This window comes from Pectobacterium quasiaquaticum, from assembly GCF_014946775.2.
Classification (GTDB): domain Bacteria; phylum Pseudomonadota; class Gammaproteobacteria; order Enterobacterales; family Enterobacteriaceae; genus Pectobacterium; species Pectobacterium aquaticum.
In genome coordinates, this window is record NZ_CP065177.1 from 2,563,228 (window position 1) to 2,577,252 (window position 14,025).

Here is a 14,025-nt window from a genome sequence, read left to right on the forward strand (position 1 = left end):
CCAATGTAATATGGATCTTATTATTTTTTATTTATGAATTATTCTGGATAGAAATCGTTCGTGTTGTCGCGTTCACGCGCGGTCGTCGGCGTCGAAAAACAGACGCTAACCTGCGTCCCCCCTTCAGGGTGAAGGCCAATAGAGAGCTTTCCGCCTAACCGTTCGGCGCGTTCCTGCATAATATTTAAGCCGTAATGTCCCGCAGGTTCCTCCTGATTGATAATGCCACAGCCGTCATCACGAATATCAACACAATGACGACCATCGGGCTGCGTACGGCAGTTGACGGTAATCACCGTCGCCTGCGCATGTTTAATGGCGTTCAGCACCGCTTCACGGATGATTTGCAGCAGGTGAACCTGCTGTGATGCATCCAACGCCTGCGTAGGAACCCGGCAATCAATCGCGATGGTCGCCGGGGTCTGCGCACGCAACGGCTCAATCATTTCCTGCATCGCCGCCGGCAAATCGGCCTGTTGCAGCGTCAGCCGGAATGTGCCCAGCAGTTCACGTAGCTGACGATACGCATCGCTGAGCGCCTGCTCGAAATCAGTGATGATCTGCCGAGCCTGCGCATTTTCTTCCGCTACCGCACGCTTTAATAACGCCATCTGGATATTCAGATACGAAAGCACCTGAGCCAGCGAATCATGCAGTTCACGCGCAATCGTGGCACGCTCTTCCATCAGTAACAACTGCTGGTAGTGCTTTTGTGCCTGATTGAAATAGAGGCCGCGACCCAGCATATTCGCGACGCTTTCCATCAGTTGCGCCGACGGCTGCTGCGTTGATGCCTGCCACCGTAGTTGCCCAAACTCAACGTCTTGCAAACAGATGGGCAAGGCCTGCCACGCCGTCTGTTCATCTGGCTGGCCTTCACATAACCGCCAGTTCTCCCCGACCCGCATTTCCAGACAGCCGACCGTTTCATAGCGGCGAACAATTTGCAGAATCTGCTGAAAACAATGTCTGTCGATCGTGCTGACGTTCATCGCCTGAGAACAGTTGTACAGCACCTTCAGCATGCGGTTCACTTCCTGCAAGCGCAGCGTTTTCTGCCGGACTTTGTCTTCCAGAGAACGATAGAGCTTTTGCAGTTCGTCCGTCATGCTACTGAAGGTTTGTGCCAGTAATCCCAATTCGTTAGGCAGATTGACGTCCAGCCGCGAATGGGTAAAACGCCCCTTCTCAATGGACGTACAGGCCGCCATCAGCTTATTCAACGGCACCACCACCTGGCGGCGAATGCGACGCAGCGTAAAGAAGATCAGTATATAGATAGTGATCGAGCCAATTATTGATGTCACAACGACTATCATCATCTTGCGTTCGGAATAATGCTGCAACGCCAGTACAAAGCGATCGATCTGCGTGACGTAACCGACAATATTGTCCTGATACCACACGCGATCCCCCGCGTTCAGACGCTCATCCATTGTTTTCCAGCTCTGCAATAGCGCCGCATAATGATCGCGCACATCGCGCGGCACATACCAGCGATCCAACAGGTGAAAAACCGGGGAATCCAGCGTTTGCGCATAGAGGCGGCGATGCGATGCTAATTCTGCACGATCGCCCTGTAGGTCATACCCCATGCGATAGCTTTGCATGCGCATGGAACCGGCAACGTTGATCGCTTCTGCATCGCGTAAACCGCTGGCTAACGTCAGTAGCGCAATGCCCGTCGTCAGAAATGAAAGCAGCGCGATATAAAAAAACGCGCGCGCCAAGCTGGTAGAAACAGGACGTTTAACCATCACAACGAGCAATCCCCTTTAACGTCATACCTACTCTAAATAAGTAGCTCAGCATTTCAGCGTACTATCACGATCCCCACAGGCTCCCGCAAGCCAATGAGACGCGAATCCCACATAAGCTTGATCCGGCACCACCATTTACCTCTAAAGGGTGATTATCGCATACAGCCTAAGAGGAATAGTGTAACCCCTACAAAAACAGCGTGTTTTTTATTGGATATTTCATTGCGTGCCAGAGCGAAAAACTGCCATGACTAACCTCTCCCGGCGTTCCCTACTGACTGGTGGCCTACAGCGGGCAGACAACGCGTTGCGTCCGCCGTGGAGCGGTGCAGAAAGCCAGTTCCTGAGCCAGTGCACGCGCTGCAACGTCTGCGTAGATGCCTGCGGCTCAGGGATTATCCAGCGCGGTTCGGGCGGTTTTCCCACCATCGATTTTCAGCGCGGCGAATGTACGTTTTGCTACGACTGCGCACATGCCTGTCCACAAGCGCTGTTCGCGGAGAGCCACACCACGCCGTGGGAATACCACCTGACGATTCAAGATGCCTGTTTATCACTGCATCAGGTGGAATGCCGCAGCTGTCAGGATGCATGTGAAACAGGCGCGATACGATTCCGGCCCGCCATTGGGCGCGTTGCTGCACCGTCCATCGATGACGACGCCTGTACCACCTGTGGTGCATGCATTTCCGGGTGCCCTGTCGGCGCCATGTCGATGAAAAAAATCACCGCGGGATATCACACCGCGCCAGCGCGTCTCCCGACGCAACAGGAAAACCGATGAGCACAGTCTGGCATGTTTGCAGTGTAGTGGTTCACGTCAACACGGCGCAGATGGCAGCCGTTGGCGAGGCGTTAGCGACGCTGCCCAATGTAGAAGTGGGTGCCAGCGATAGCGATACCGGAAAAATGGTCGTGGTGCTGGAGTCAGATTCAGAGGACGCACTGTTAAAACAAATAGCGTCAATGCGCGAGCTTACGGGCGTACTGGCGGTTTCGCTGGTTTATCACCAGCTCGATGAACCGTCTTGTGATGAACAATCTTTTGCTTTCGATGAACAACCTCTTGATCAACAAGCTCAGGGTGAGGAAATACCATGAAACTCAGTCGACGACACTTTATGAAGGCGAACGCGGTCGCAGCGGCAGCCGCAGTCGCAGGCATCACCATACCCACCGCGGTTCGTGCCGTGACCGAACAGTCGGATGCTATCCACTGGGATAAAGCCCCTTGCCGCTTCTGTGGCGTAGGATGCGGTGTGCTGGTGGGGACGCAAAACGGCCGCATCGTCGCCAGTCAGGGCGATCCCGAAGCACCGGTTAACCGTGGATTAAACTGCATCAAGGGCTATTTCCTGCCAAAAATCATGTACGGACAGGATCGCCTGACCCAACCTTTGCTGCGCATGCGTGACGGAAAATTCGATAAAGAAGGCGAATTTACTCCGATCTCCTGGGATCAGGCGTTTGACATCATGGCGGAGAAATTCAAAACCGCACTGAAGGAAAAAGGCCCGAACGCGATAGGCATGTTTGGCTCTGGACAATCAACCATTTGGGAAGGCTATGCGGCCGCCAAACTGTTCAAAGCGGGCTTCCGTTCCAACAATATTGACCCCAACGCGCGCCACTGTATGGCATCAGCGGTCGTCGGCTTTATGCGTACCTTCGGGATGGATGAACCGATGGGCTGCTACGACGATATCGAGCAAACCGATGCGTTTGTCCTATGGGGTTCTAACATGGCGGAGATGCACCCGATTCTCTGGTCGCGCATCACCGACCGCCGCCTGTCGAACAGCAACGTTACGGTCGCCGTGCTGTCCACCTATCAGCACCGCAGTTTTGAGCTGGCGGATAACGGCATGGTGTTTACACCACAAACCGATCTGGCCATTCTCAATTACATCGCCAACTACATTATCCAAAACAATGCGGTGAACGAGGCTTTCTTTACTCGCCACGTGAACCTGCGCCGAGGCGTGACCGATATCGGCTACGGGCTACGTCCGACGCATCCGTTGGAAAAAGCGGCGAAAAATCCGGGTTCCGATGCGTCTGAGCCGATGAGTTTTGAAGAATACAAAGCCTTTGTCGCCGACTATACGCTGGAAAAAACGGTCGCGCTCAGCGGCGTTCCCGCCGATCAGTTGGAAGCGCTGGCAAAACTCTACGCCGATCCGAAGAAGAAAGTGATCTCCTACTGGACGATGGGCTTTAACCAACACACGCGCGGCGTCTGGGCGAACAATCTGGTTTATAACATCCACCTGCTGACGGGCAAGATCTCTCAGCCGGGCTGCGGACCGTTCTCGTTAACCGGTCAACCGTCTGCCTGCGGCACCGCGCGTGAAGTCGGCACGTTCGCCCACCGCCTGCCTGCGGATATGGTGGTAACCAACGAGAAACACCGCGCGATAGCGGAAAAACTGTGGCAGTTACCGACTGGTACCATTCCTGAAAAGATCGGTTTGCACGCCGTCGCACAAGATCGGGCGCTGAAAGACGGCACGCTGAATGCCTATTGGGTGATGTGTAACAACAACATGCAGGCCGGCCCAAACATCAATCAAGAGCGTATGCCGGGCTGGCGCGATCCGCGTAACTTCATCGTCGTATCCGACCCCTACCCGACGATCAGCGCATTGTCCGCTGACCTGATTTTGCCTACTGCGATGTGGGTGGAAAAAGAAGGTGCCTACGGCAACGCCGAGCGCCGGACGCAGTTCTGGCGTCAGCAGGTTAAAGCCCCGGGCGAGTCAAAATCAGATCTGTGGCAGGTGGTGAGCTTTGCCAAGCGCTTCGCCGTAGAGGAAGTATGGCCGGAAGAACTTCTGGCGCAGAAACCCGCCTACCGTGGCAAAACGCTCTACGACGTGCTGTTTGCGAACGATGTCACCACGCGCTTCCCGCTCAGTGAATTAGCGGAAAATCAGTTGAACGACGAATCCCGTGACTTCGGTTTTTACCTGCAAAAAGGCCTGTTTGAAGAATACGCCGCGTTTGGCCGTGGGCACGGTCACGACCTGGCACCGTTCGATGACTACCACAAAGTGCGCGGGCTACGCTGGCCGGTGGTTAACGGTAAAGAAACGCAGTGGCGCTACAGCGAAGGGCACGATCCTTACGTCAAAGCGGGAGAAGCCTACCGTTTTTACGGTAAACCGGATGGCAAAGCGGTGATTTTTGCGCTGCCGTACGAGCCTGCCGCCGAAGCGCCAGACGACGAATACGATCTCTGGCTCTCCACCGGTCGTGTTCTGGAGCACTGGCACACCGGCAGCATGACGCGTCGCGTACCGGAACTGCACCGCGCCTTCCCCGAAGCCGTGCTGTTTATGCACCCGCAGGATGCCAAAGCGCGCGATCTGCGTCGTGGTGAGAAAGTCCGCATTATCTCGCGCCGTGGTGAAGTCGTCTCGATTGTTGAGACACGTGGCCGCAATAAGCCACCGCGCGGTCTGGTGTATATGCCGTTCTTCGACGCCGCGCAGATGACTAACGTCCTGACGCTGGATGCGACCGATCCGCTGTCGAAAGAAACGGACTTTAAGAAATGTGCCGTCAAGCTGGCTAAGGTGTAACGCGCATGGCACGCCCGGAGAATCCATCACCCGCTCGCCGTCGCTTTCTGCGTGACGCCGTCCGTGCCGTTGCTGGCTTATCAGCAGCGGTGACGGTTCTCGGCATTCAGCAGCGGCGCGCTCAGGCCGACGAACTCCGGCTGCGGCCACCGGGTGCGCTGTCTGAGGCGGCGTTTTCCGGTGCCTGCATACGCTGTGGACAATGTGTTCAGGCCTGTCCGTACGACACGCTGAAGCTGGCAACGCTGGTCTCCGGTTCCGCAGCCGGTAGCCCTTACTTTGTCGCGCGCGATATCCCGTGCGAGATGTGTGAGGACATTCCCTGCGTGGTTGCATGCCCTAGCGGAGCGTTACAGCCGCTGGAGGCTATTGATGACGCCCGCATGGGATTAGCGGTACTGCTCGATCAGGAAAACTGCCTGAACTATCAGGGGTTGCGTTGCGATGTCTGCTATCGCGTCTGTCCTCTCATCGATAGCGCTATCACACTGGAGCCAGAGCGCAATACCCGCACCGGAAAGCATGCTCGCTTTCTACCTATCGTGCATAGCGATGTCTGTACTGGCTGCGGCAAGTGTGAAAAAGCCTGCGTGCTGGAACAGCCAGCGATCAAGGTCTTACCGCGCGCGCTGGCAAAAGGCGAACTCGGACATCACTACCGTTTCAGTTGGCTGGAGGCACGCGATGGCAAATCGTAAGCAGGACGCCGGACGAGAAGCCCGAGCGAAAAAAGGCTGGTGGCGCAGTCACCGCTGGCTGGTCTTACGCCGCTTGACCCAGTCTCTGGTGCTGCTCATGTTCCTCAGCGGTCCGATCTTCGGATTTTGGATCCTACACGGTAACTACAGCGCCAGCCGCTTGCTCGACACCGTAACGCTCAGCGATCCGCTGATGGTGCTGCAAAGTCTGGCTAGCGGTCATCTGCCCGCCACGCTCGCGCTGGTCGGTGCGCTGATTATCGCGCTGAGCTATGCGCTGGCAGGCAAGCGCCTGTTCTGTAGCTGGGTCTGCCCAGTTAATCCGCTTACCGATTTAGCCGCCTGGCTACGTCGTCGTTTCGGCATCACTGCCTCGGCGACGATCCCCCGCAATCTGCGCTATCTGCTGCTGATCCTCATTCTTGCAGGAAGTGCGCTGACGGGCGGGCTGCTGTGGGAATGGGTCAACCCGGTTTCACTGATGGGTCGCGGGCTGATTTTCGGGTTTGGTGCAGGTATCTGGCTGCTGCTGGCGCTATTTCTGTTTGATTTGTGGGTCGTGGAACACGGCTGGTGCGGACACCTTTGTCCAACCGGCGCGCTGTATGGTGCGCTTGGCGGTAAAGGCGCGCTGGCTGTGGATGCCACTGAGCGTGAACGCTGTACGCGTTGTATGGACTGCTTTCATGTCTGTCCAGAGCCACAGGTGCTGCGCGCCCCCTTGCTTGATAAACACAGTCCGGCACAGGTTACTGACCGAGACTGCATAACATGCGGACGCTGTATTGATGTCTGCGCTGAAGACGTTTTTAAAATAACCCTTAGATGGAAATCGGGAGCAAAGTCATGAAAAGCCTGAGAATGGGATGGTTTCGCTGGATCACCGCCTTGGCGATACTGGGCAGTGCGATAGCCACTGCACAGGTCGATTTAAGCCAATCGCCAGAAGTCGCTGCGACACAGCCGGGAAATAGCCGGATGCCGAAGCAGCAGGAGCGTATGGCGCTCAACTATGTCAACCAGCCACCGATGATCCCGCATAGCGTGGATGGCTATCAGGTCACCCCGACCTTTAACCGTTGTCTACAGTGTCACGGCGTCGAGAGCTATCGTTCCACCAGCGCCCCGCGCGTCAGCCCGACCCATTTTGTCGACAGAGACGGCAAAGTGCTGAGCAATGTCGCCCCTGCGCGCCATTTCTGTCTGCAGTGCCACGTGCCGCAGGCGGACAGTTCGCCAATTACTGGTAACACGTTCACCCCTTCTAAAGGCTTTGGTCAGTGAGGTTTGCTATGAAACAACCAGGAAAAGTGGGACGGTTGTTGCGCCAGTTGTGGCAATGGTGGCGTCGCCCGAGTCGGCTGGCGCTGGGAACGTTGCTCATTATCGGCTTCGCAGGCGGTATTTTCTTTCTGGCGACATCCCAGAAAGGGATGGAAATGAGCAACAGCGAGGCGTTCTGCATAAGCTGTCATGAAATGCGCAATACCGTGTATCAGGAATATATGGAAACCGCGCACTACAGCAACCGCAGCGGCGTACGCGCCACCTGCCCGGACTGCCACGTTCCGCATGAGTTTGTGCCGAAAATGGTGCGTAAGATTCAGGCCAGTAAAGAGCTGTACGGCAAAATAATGGGCACGATTGATACGCCACAAAAATTTGAAGCACACCGGCTGACGATGGCGCAAAATGAATGGCGGCGCATGAAAAATAACAATTCTCAGGAATGCCGCAACTGTCACAACTTTGACTACATGGACTTCTCAGGGCAAAAAACCGTCGCGGCGGAAAAACACAGCGAAGCGATAAAACTCGGTCAAACCTGTATCGACTGCCACAAAGGCATCGCTCACAAACTGCCGGACATGCACGGCGTCAAAAGCGGGCTATAACCCGCCCCTTCGTAACACTCGGGACGGCGTATGCCGTCCTCGACACAAGCGGAAGTATCCGTCCCTCTCAAATATTTTTGTAATTACAGCGAAGGTTTCGTGCGCAGTAAGCCACGTGATTTTCTGCAACTCACGTCGCATGCGCCCGACGCGGGTGTGGCTAAGGCCGATCTCAGCACAGCCGGAAAAAGACGCCCCAAAATAACAATGTACTCAGTTCAGTCTTTTGGTTTTATGGGGTTGGCTCGCGTAAAAAATCGCGCAGAGGTGTACATGACCGCCGGATGAGCGGCATGGACGCCGCGAAAGCCTGCGCCGCGTCGGACAAAAACGTCAACGACGTTTTTGAACAGCACTTGTGCTGGCCCGTAGGGCGAGTCCCGTTTATGGGACGAGTATTCGCGTCGCAGGCGGTCCGAACAGCGGGCATGAACACTGAAGGCACCGCGAAGCGGCGCGATTTACCGCGAAAAGCCAGGGGTCGCGGGGCGACGGCAATTGAGCCGCCCCGCGTCGGGCGCGTGCTGCAACGGTTGCAGAAAAAACCGTAGGTAATGCGCACGAAACCTTCACCGTAACAACAAAAAGGCGAGGTTGCTGACACAGTCCGTAGAGCGGGAGTAACGGATAGATCGTAAAGACGCTGTAAATACATCCCTGGCGCAAACGCTTTACTCTTCTATTCCGTTACGCCCGTTTTCATTCGGCAAATAGGTTTGTCAACGGTCTGAAGGGCGATATATCGCCCCTCTGGTATTGATGATGAAGATAAAAAGAGGACTTACTTGCCGGTGGTTGCCTGCACCGACAGCGATGCTTTCGCCTGCCCGACGCTGCGCTCGATAACCGCACGACGTGTGTCGTTTTGCGGTAACAGTTTCAGCATCATTTGCCAGGCATCAATCGCATCCTGATAGCGCTGGGCTTCATAGGCATTGAAGGCCAGCAGACTCAGCACGCGCACATTGGTCGAGCCGGAATTCATCAGTTCACGCAGCATCTCGCCACCGCGCTGGCTATCACGCGGGTCGGTGGAACGCGACAGCAGGTCGGCATAGTCCAGCGCCAGATCCGTGTTTTTCGGATCGAGCTGGAACGCCTTGGCAAACGCCTGTACGGACATGTCGTAGTTATTCAGTAAGCCCGCAATACGCCCCAGCATCCACCAATCTTGTGGATTGTCCGGCTGCGTCTCCAACTGGCTACGTAATCCCAGACCGAGACGCGCGACTTCTTCAATGGTCAGCGGTTCAGCGTCAGGATCCAACGCTCGCTTCATCAAGTCCGGCGTTAATGCCACAACCTGCTGCAATTCCTGCACGCGATTAACCGCCGAGGTTTTCCAAAACACACCGAGGCTGACAATGACCAGCAGCAGCACGCCCGGCAGCAAAACCCAGCTGTTCAACGGATGCTGTTGTGCCTTCGCACCGTCGGGAATATCCTGCAATAGCGTATGCTGGAGTTCTTCAACCAGTTGAGCACGCTCCTGCTCATTGGCAACATCCGCTGTAAGCTCACGCAGACGGTCACGATACAGCGCCTGATTGATCGCATCGCGATCGTATTCGCCCCGTGACGACCACGGTGCGAGCAGCAACGCGGAAAGCGCAATCAGCGATAGCACAATGACGGTTGTCAGTAACATCATTTCGATTTCTCCTCACGCCCTAACAGCGTCTGCAAGCGCTTTTTATCCTGTTCGCTCATCGGTTCTTTAACGCTTCTGATGCGGCGTGCACGCCGGATAATCATCCACGCTCCTGCGGCCAGAAACAGCGCAGGCAGCAGCCATAATAGAATGGTAAACGGCGTGATCGGCGGTTCATACGTCACAAAATAACCGTAACGATCCACCATATAATCGACAACCTGCTCTTTCGTTTGCCCCTGCTGCATCAACTCGTACACTTTCTGCCGCATATCCGACGCAATCATCGAATTGGAATCGGCAATACTGTTGTTCTGGCATTTCGGGCAGCGCAGCTGCATCGTCAACTCACGAAACTGCTGCTCCTGCGTGTCGTTATCAAAACGCAAGACTTCGGATGACGCCAGCACGCTGAACGACAGCAGCAGTGCACCAAGGAAACTCAGCACTCTCATGCGCCGCCCTCCTTGCTGTATTTTTCCCACAGCGGTTGCAGCGTTTCTTGCCATACCTGCAGGTTGAGATCGCCCGCATGGCGATAGCGAATGATGCCTTTTCCGTCGATCAGGAAGGTTTCCGGCGCACCGTACACGCCCAGATCCAGCCCCAGCATGCCGTCGCCATCAAATAAGCTCATTGCATAGGGGTTGCCCAGCGTCTTCAGCCATTCAACCGATTTGGGGCGTTCATCTTTATAATTCATGCCCACGACGCGAATTCCCTGCGCCGCCAGCGTGTTGAGAAACTGGTGCTCCGCGCGGCACGTCGGGCACCAGGTCGCCCAAACGTTCAGCAGCAGCGGTTTGCCATCACTCAACTCAGATTGGCTATAAACCTTTCCCGGCTGATCCAGCGATTCCAGCCGAAACGCGGGAATCGGTTTACCGATCAGGGCCGACTCCAGCCGCATCGGATCGTCACCGTCGCGGTTGCGCACCAATTGCCACAACAAGGCCACGGCCAGCAGTAAAAACAGGGCGAGCGGGATTAACAAGATTTTGCGACTCATGATGCTGTCTCCCGAACGGCGCGACGCAGGCGATAGCGCGGGTCAAACATGCACAGGATGCCGCCTAACGCCATCAGCCCCCCGCCGTACCAAATCCAGCGGATAAACGGTTTGTAATACAGCCGTACCGCCCAGCTACCGTCATCCAGCTTTTCACCCAAGGCCGCATAGAGATCGCGCGTCACACCCGCATCAATGGCGGCTTCCGTCATGATCGCCCCGCCGGTGGTGTAGAAGCGTTTTTCCGCTTTCAGCGTCGCTTCCGGTTTGCCGTTGCGCGTCACCTCAATCGTCCCTTTCGCGCTTTGCCAGTTAGGCCCCACGACATCACGCACGCCTTGAAAAGTAAAACGGTAATCGTGGATTTGTATGCTGTCGCCCGCCCGCATCCGTACATCCCGCTCAACGCTATAATTCTGACTGAAGGCGATGCCCACCACCGTCACCGCCAGCCCAATATGACCGCACACCATGCCCCACTGGCTCAATGAGAGCTTGCTCAAACCGCGCAGCAGACCATGACGACGGGTGGAACTGGTATGCAGTTCGTACACCGTTAAGAAGAACACCCACAGCGCCATCGACAGGCCAACCACCGTCATGGCAACCAGCGAATCCTGTAACAGCCACGGCAGCAGCAGCGACAGCGCGGCGGTCACGGCCAGCGCAATTAGCAGCAGCTTACGCAGCTTTTGCGGTTCATCGCGCCGCCAGCGAACCAGCGGCCCCACGCCCAGCAGTAAGGCAAACGGTGCCATTAACAGGGTGAACATGGTGTTGAAGAAGGGTGCGCCAATCGAGATGCTGCCTAAGCCCAGCTGTTTATGCACCAGCGGCAGCAGCGTTCCCAGCAACACCACAAGCGTCGCCGCCATCAGGATCAGGTTATTGCCGAGCAGGAACGTTTCACGCGACCAGAGCGAGTTCGTGACCCGCGCCCGTACCCGGTTGCCTTTGATGGCGAACAGCAGCAACGAGCCACCGATAACAATGACCAGAAACGCGAGAATAAACATGCCGCGCGCCGGATCGGAGGCAAACGCATGCACCGACACCAATACGCCGGAACGCACCAGAAATGTCCCCAGCAGGCAGAGCGAGAACGCACCGATAGCCAGCAGTACTGTCCAGGCCTTGAAGCTGCCGCGCTTTTCGGTGACCGACAGCGAGTGCAGCAACGCCGTGCCCACCAGCCACGGCATCAATGACGCATTCTCCACCGGATCCCAGAACCACCAGCCGCCCCAGCCGAGCTCGTAATACGCCCAGCCCGAACCCAGCACGATACCCAACGTCAGGAATGACCACGCCGCCTGTGTCCACGGTCGGGACCAGCGGGCCCACGCGCTGTCCAGCCGTTCCGCCAGTAGCGAAGCGACCGCAAAGGCAAACGCCACGGAGAACCCGACATAGCCCATGTAGAGCAGTGGCGGGTGGAAGATTAACCCGACATCCTGCAACAGCGGATTAAGATCGCGCCCGTCAATCGGGTAGTCCGGCAACGTGCGCATAAAGGGGTTCGACGTCAGGATGATGAACAGCAAAAAGCCGACATTAATCATCCCCATGACGGCCAGCACGCGGGCGACCGCATCCAGCGACATCCCGCGGCTGAATACCGCCACAGCGAAGGTCCAGCCGCTCATCAACAGCACCCAGAGCAGTAGCGATCCTTCGTGTGCGCCCCACGCCGCCGCCACGCGATACCACAACGGCAGCGCGCGGTTCGAGTTGTTGGCTACGTAGAGGACGGTGAAATCATTGATCACCAGCGCATACACCAACACGAGGAAGGAAGCCAAAATGCATGCAAACAGCGCCCAGGCAAGAGGACACGCCAGCGCCATCAGACGCGTATCCTGACGCGACGCGCCCCACAGCGGATACACGCTGAGCAACAGCGCGACGCCCAGCGCCAGACAGAGCAGATAATTGCCTACTTCAGGCATCATAACCGTTTACCCTCTGTGGCCGCTGCCGTTGCATGACCGTTTTGTCCTTCCATCGCCGCTTTGATTTCCGGTGGCGTGTAGTTTTCGTCATGTCGGGCAAGCACTTCTTTCGCCATTATGTGATCGTCGGTATCCAGAATGCCCTGCGCCACAACCCCTTGCCCCTCGCGGAACAAATCCGGCAGCATTCCGTTATAGGTCACATCCACGGAGCCCTGCGCATCATAAACGGTGAAGCGAACTTCCAGACTTTGGCTGTCGCGACGCACGCTGCCCGGCATCACCATGCCACCGACGCGCAAACGCTGCCCGATCGCCGGCTTTTCCTGCGTTTCGTTCTTGCCGTAAAGAATTTCGCTGGGCGTATAAAAGAGATCGATATTTGAGCTCAGCGCATAGAGCGTCAGCGCTACCGTCAACACTGCGCCGCAGACGACGGCCAGAATGGCATAGAGGCGAGTTTTACGCGGGGCACTCATTGCGCCACCTCCATCGTTTCCGACTGGCGAGCCGTATTCTTGCGCTGCTCACGCGCCTGCTGGCGACGAATATCACTCAGCAATGCGCGACGATTCAAGAGGGTATGACCGACCAACGCACTCAGCGGTAACAGCGTTAGCACCACGGCCAGCCAGACGTAAAAGGCATAACCGCCCATCGCAAAGAAATCCTGCCAACTCGTGAAAGCGATGTTCATCGGGCTATTCCTCCTTTATTAAGCAGCGCAGCCACCCAAGGGGCGCGGCGCTGCTGTACCAGTATCAAGTTACGCAACCGCATCAGTGACAACGTCACGAATAAGCTCATAAATCCTAACATCATGATTCGCAGCGGGAGACGCATGGCGGGATCGATCGTTTTCTGCATTTTTGTCGATGCTTGATGCAGGGTATTCCACCACTCGACTGAGAAATGAATGATGGGTAAATTCACCACGCCCACTAGCACCAGAATGGCCGCCGCACGACCGGCAAGACGGCGATCGTCAAACGCGTTGTAGAGCGCGATGATGCCCACGTACAGAAACAGCAGAACGAGTTCCGACGTCAGACGCGCATCCCAGACCCACCAGGTTCCCCACATCGGTTTGCCCCAAGTGGCGCCCGTCGTTAACGCAATAAAGGTAAACACCGCGCCGACCGGTGCCATTGCCGCCACGGCAAGCTCCGCCGTTTTTGACTGCCGAATTATCCCGAACAGCGCACATACCGCCATCACGGCATAGACGCCCATCGACCACACGGCCGCTGGCACGTGCAGGTACATGATGCGATACCCTTGCCCTTGCTGATAATCCGCAGGCGCAAATCCAAATCCCAGCAGGCAACCGCCGATCAACAGCGCCGCGCTAAGCAGGGCAAACCAGGGGATAAGCCTGCCGCAAAGACCATAGAGGCGATCCGGCTGCGTAAGCTGATAGTTCTTTTTCAACATAACGTGTGCTCACTCTGCGTAAAACTCATCCCAGCGGGACGA

Annotated in this window: 15 protein-coding genes; 7 read left to right on the forward strand and 8 right to left on the reverse strand. The window is 56.4% G+C overall.

Annotated elements, in window-relative coordinates; genetic code table 11:
• Positions 1-38: 38 nt before the first annotated feature.
• A complete protein-coding gene (narQ, locus tag IG609_RS11730) occupies positions 39-1,757 on the reverse strand; it encodes a nitrate/nitrite two-component system sensor histidine kinase NarQ (protein ID WP_193397164.1) in 1,719 nt (572 codons plus the stop codon).
• Positions 1,758-2,007: 250 nt separating this feature from the next.
• Here narQ and napF point away from each other — a divergent pair, with 250 nt between their 5' ends.
• Genes napF through napC form a run of 7 tightly spaced genes read left to right on the forward strand, consistent with a single transcriptional unit; the run spans position 2,008 to position 7,937 of the window.
• The gene (gene napF / locus IG609_RS11735; protein ID WP_116163356.1) at positions 2,008-2,544 is read left to right on the forward strand and encodes a ferredoxin-type protein NapF; all 537 of its coding nucleotides are present in this window, start codon (positions 2,008-2,010) and stop codon (positions 2,542-2,544) included.
• Complete coding sequence (napD, locus tag IG609_RS11740) at positions 2,541-2,861, forward strand: chaperone NapD (RefSeq protein WP_039467826.1); 321 nt, start codon at positions 2,541-2,543, stop codon at positions 2,859-2,861. The genes napF and napD overlap by 4 nt, the downstream gene beginning before the upstream one ends.
• Positions 2,858-5,344: a nitrate reductase catalytic subunit NapA gene (gene napA, locus IG609_RS11745; RefSeq protein ID WP_193397060.1), complete on the forward strand. Its 2,487-nt coding sequence runs from the start codon at positions 2,858-2,860 to the stop codon at positions 5,342-5,344. The genes napD and napA overlap by 4 nt, the downstream gene beginning before the upstream one ends.
• Before the next feature lie 5 nt (positions 5,345-5,349).
• On the forward strand, positions 5,350-6,042 hold the full coding sequence (gene napG, locus IG609_RS11750) for a ferredoxin-type protein NapG (RefSeq protein WP_116163359.1): 693 nt from the start codon (positions 5,350-5,352) through the stop codon (positions 6,040-6,042).
• Positions 6,029-6,892 carry a quinol dehydrogenase ferredoxin subunit NapH gene (gene napH, locus IG609_RS11755; RefSeq protein ID WP_116163360.1) on the forward strand — a complete coding sequence of 288 codons (864 nt, stop codon included), beginning with the start codon at positions 6,029-6,031 and terminating at the stop codon, positions 6,890-6,892. The genes napG and napH overlap by 14 nt, the downstream gene beginning before the upstream one ends.
• Positions 6,889-7,326 (forward strand): nitrate reductase cytochrome c-type subunit, encoded by a 438-nt coding sequence (napB, locus tag IG609_RS11760; RefSeq protein ID WP_116163362.1) that lies wholly within the window; start codon positions 6,889-6,891, stop codon positions 7,324-7,326. The genes napH and napB overlap by 4 nt, the downstream gene beginning before the upstream one ends.
• 8 nt (positions 7,327-7,334) lie before the next feature.
• On the forward strand, positions 7,335-7,937 hold the full coding sequence (gene napC, locus IG609_RS11765) for a cytochrome c-type protein NapC (protein ID WP_015840628.1): 603 nt from the start codon (positions 7,335-7,337) through the stop codon (positions 7,935-7,937).
• A 781-nt stretch (positions 7,938-8,718) separates the two neighbouring features.
• Here the strand turns inward: napC and ccmI are convergent.
• From ccmI to IG609_RS11800, 7 genes are read right to left on the reverse strand one after another with little or no spacing between them, the layout of a single operon-like run.
• On the reverse strand, positions 8,719-9,588 hold the full coding sequence (gene ccmI / locus IG609_RS11770; protein WP_193397061.1) for a c-type cytochrome biogenesis protein CcmI: 870 nt from the start codon (positions 9,586-9,588) through the stop codon (positions 8,719-8,721).
• Positions 9,585-10,043 carry a cytochrome c-type biogenesis protein gene (locus IG609_RS11775; RefSeq protein ID WP_193397062.1) on the reverse strand — a complete coding sequence of 153 codons (459 nt, stop codon included), beginning with the start codon at positions 10,041-10,043 and terminating at the stop codon, positions 9,585-9,587. The genes ccmI and IG609_RS11775 overlap by 4 nt, the downstream gene beginning before the upstream one ends.
• Positions 10,040-10,597 (reverse strand): DsbE family thiol:disulfide interchange protein, encoded by a 558-nt coding sequence (locus tag IG609_RS11780; RefSeq protein ID WP_193397063.1) that lies wholly within the window; start codon positions 10,595-10,597, stop codon positions 10,040-10,042. The genes IG609_RS11775 and IG609_RS11780 overlap by 4 nt, the downstream gene beginning before the upstream one ends.
• A complete protein-coding gene (locus IG609_RS11785) occupies positions 10,594-12,549 on the reverse strand; it encodes a heme lyase CcmF/NrfE family subunit (RefSeq protein WP_193397064.1) in 1,956 nt (651 codons plus the stop codon). The genes IG609_RS11780 and IG609_RS11785 overlap by 4 nt, the downstream gene beginning before the upstream one ends.
• Positions 12,546-13,028, reverse strand: a complete 483-nt coding sequence (gene ccmE, locus IG609_RS11790; protein ID WP_039551919.1) for a cytochrome c maturation protein CcmE — start codon at positions 13,026-13,028, stop codon at positions 12,546-12,548. The genes IG609_RS11785 and ccmE overlap by 4 nt, the downstream gene beginning before the upstream one ends.
• On the reverse strand, positions 13,025-13,246 hold the full coding sequence (ccmD, locus tag IG609_RS11795; protein ID WP_010276482.1) for a heme exporter protein CcmD: 222 nt from the start codon (positions 13,244-13,246) through the stop codon (positions 13,025-13,027). The genes ccmE and ccmD overlap by 4 nt, the downstream gene beginning before the upstream one ends.
• Positions 13,243-13,983, reverse strand: coding sequence for a heme ABC transporter permease (locus IG609_RS11800; protein ID WP_193397065.1), 741 nt, complete (start codon positions 13,981-13,983; stop codon positions 13,243-13,245). Before IG609_RS11800 ends, ccmD begins: the two co-directional genes overlap by 4 nt.
• Between the last annotated feature and the right edge of the window lie 42 nt (positions 13,984-14,025).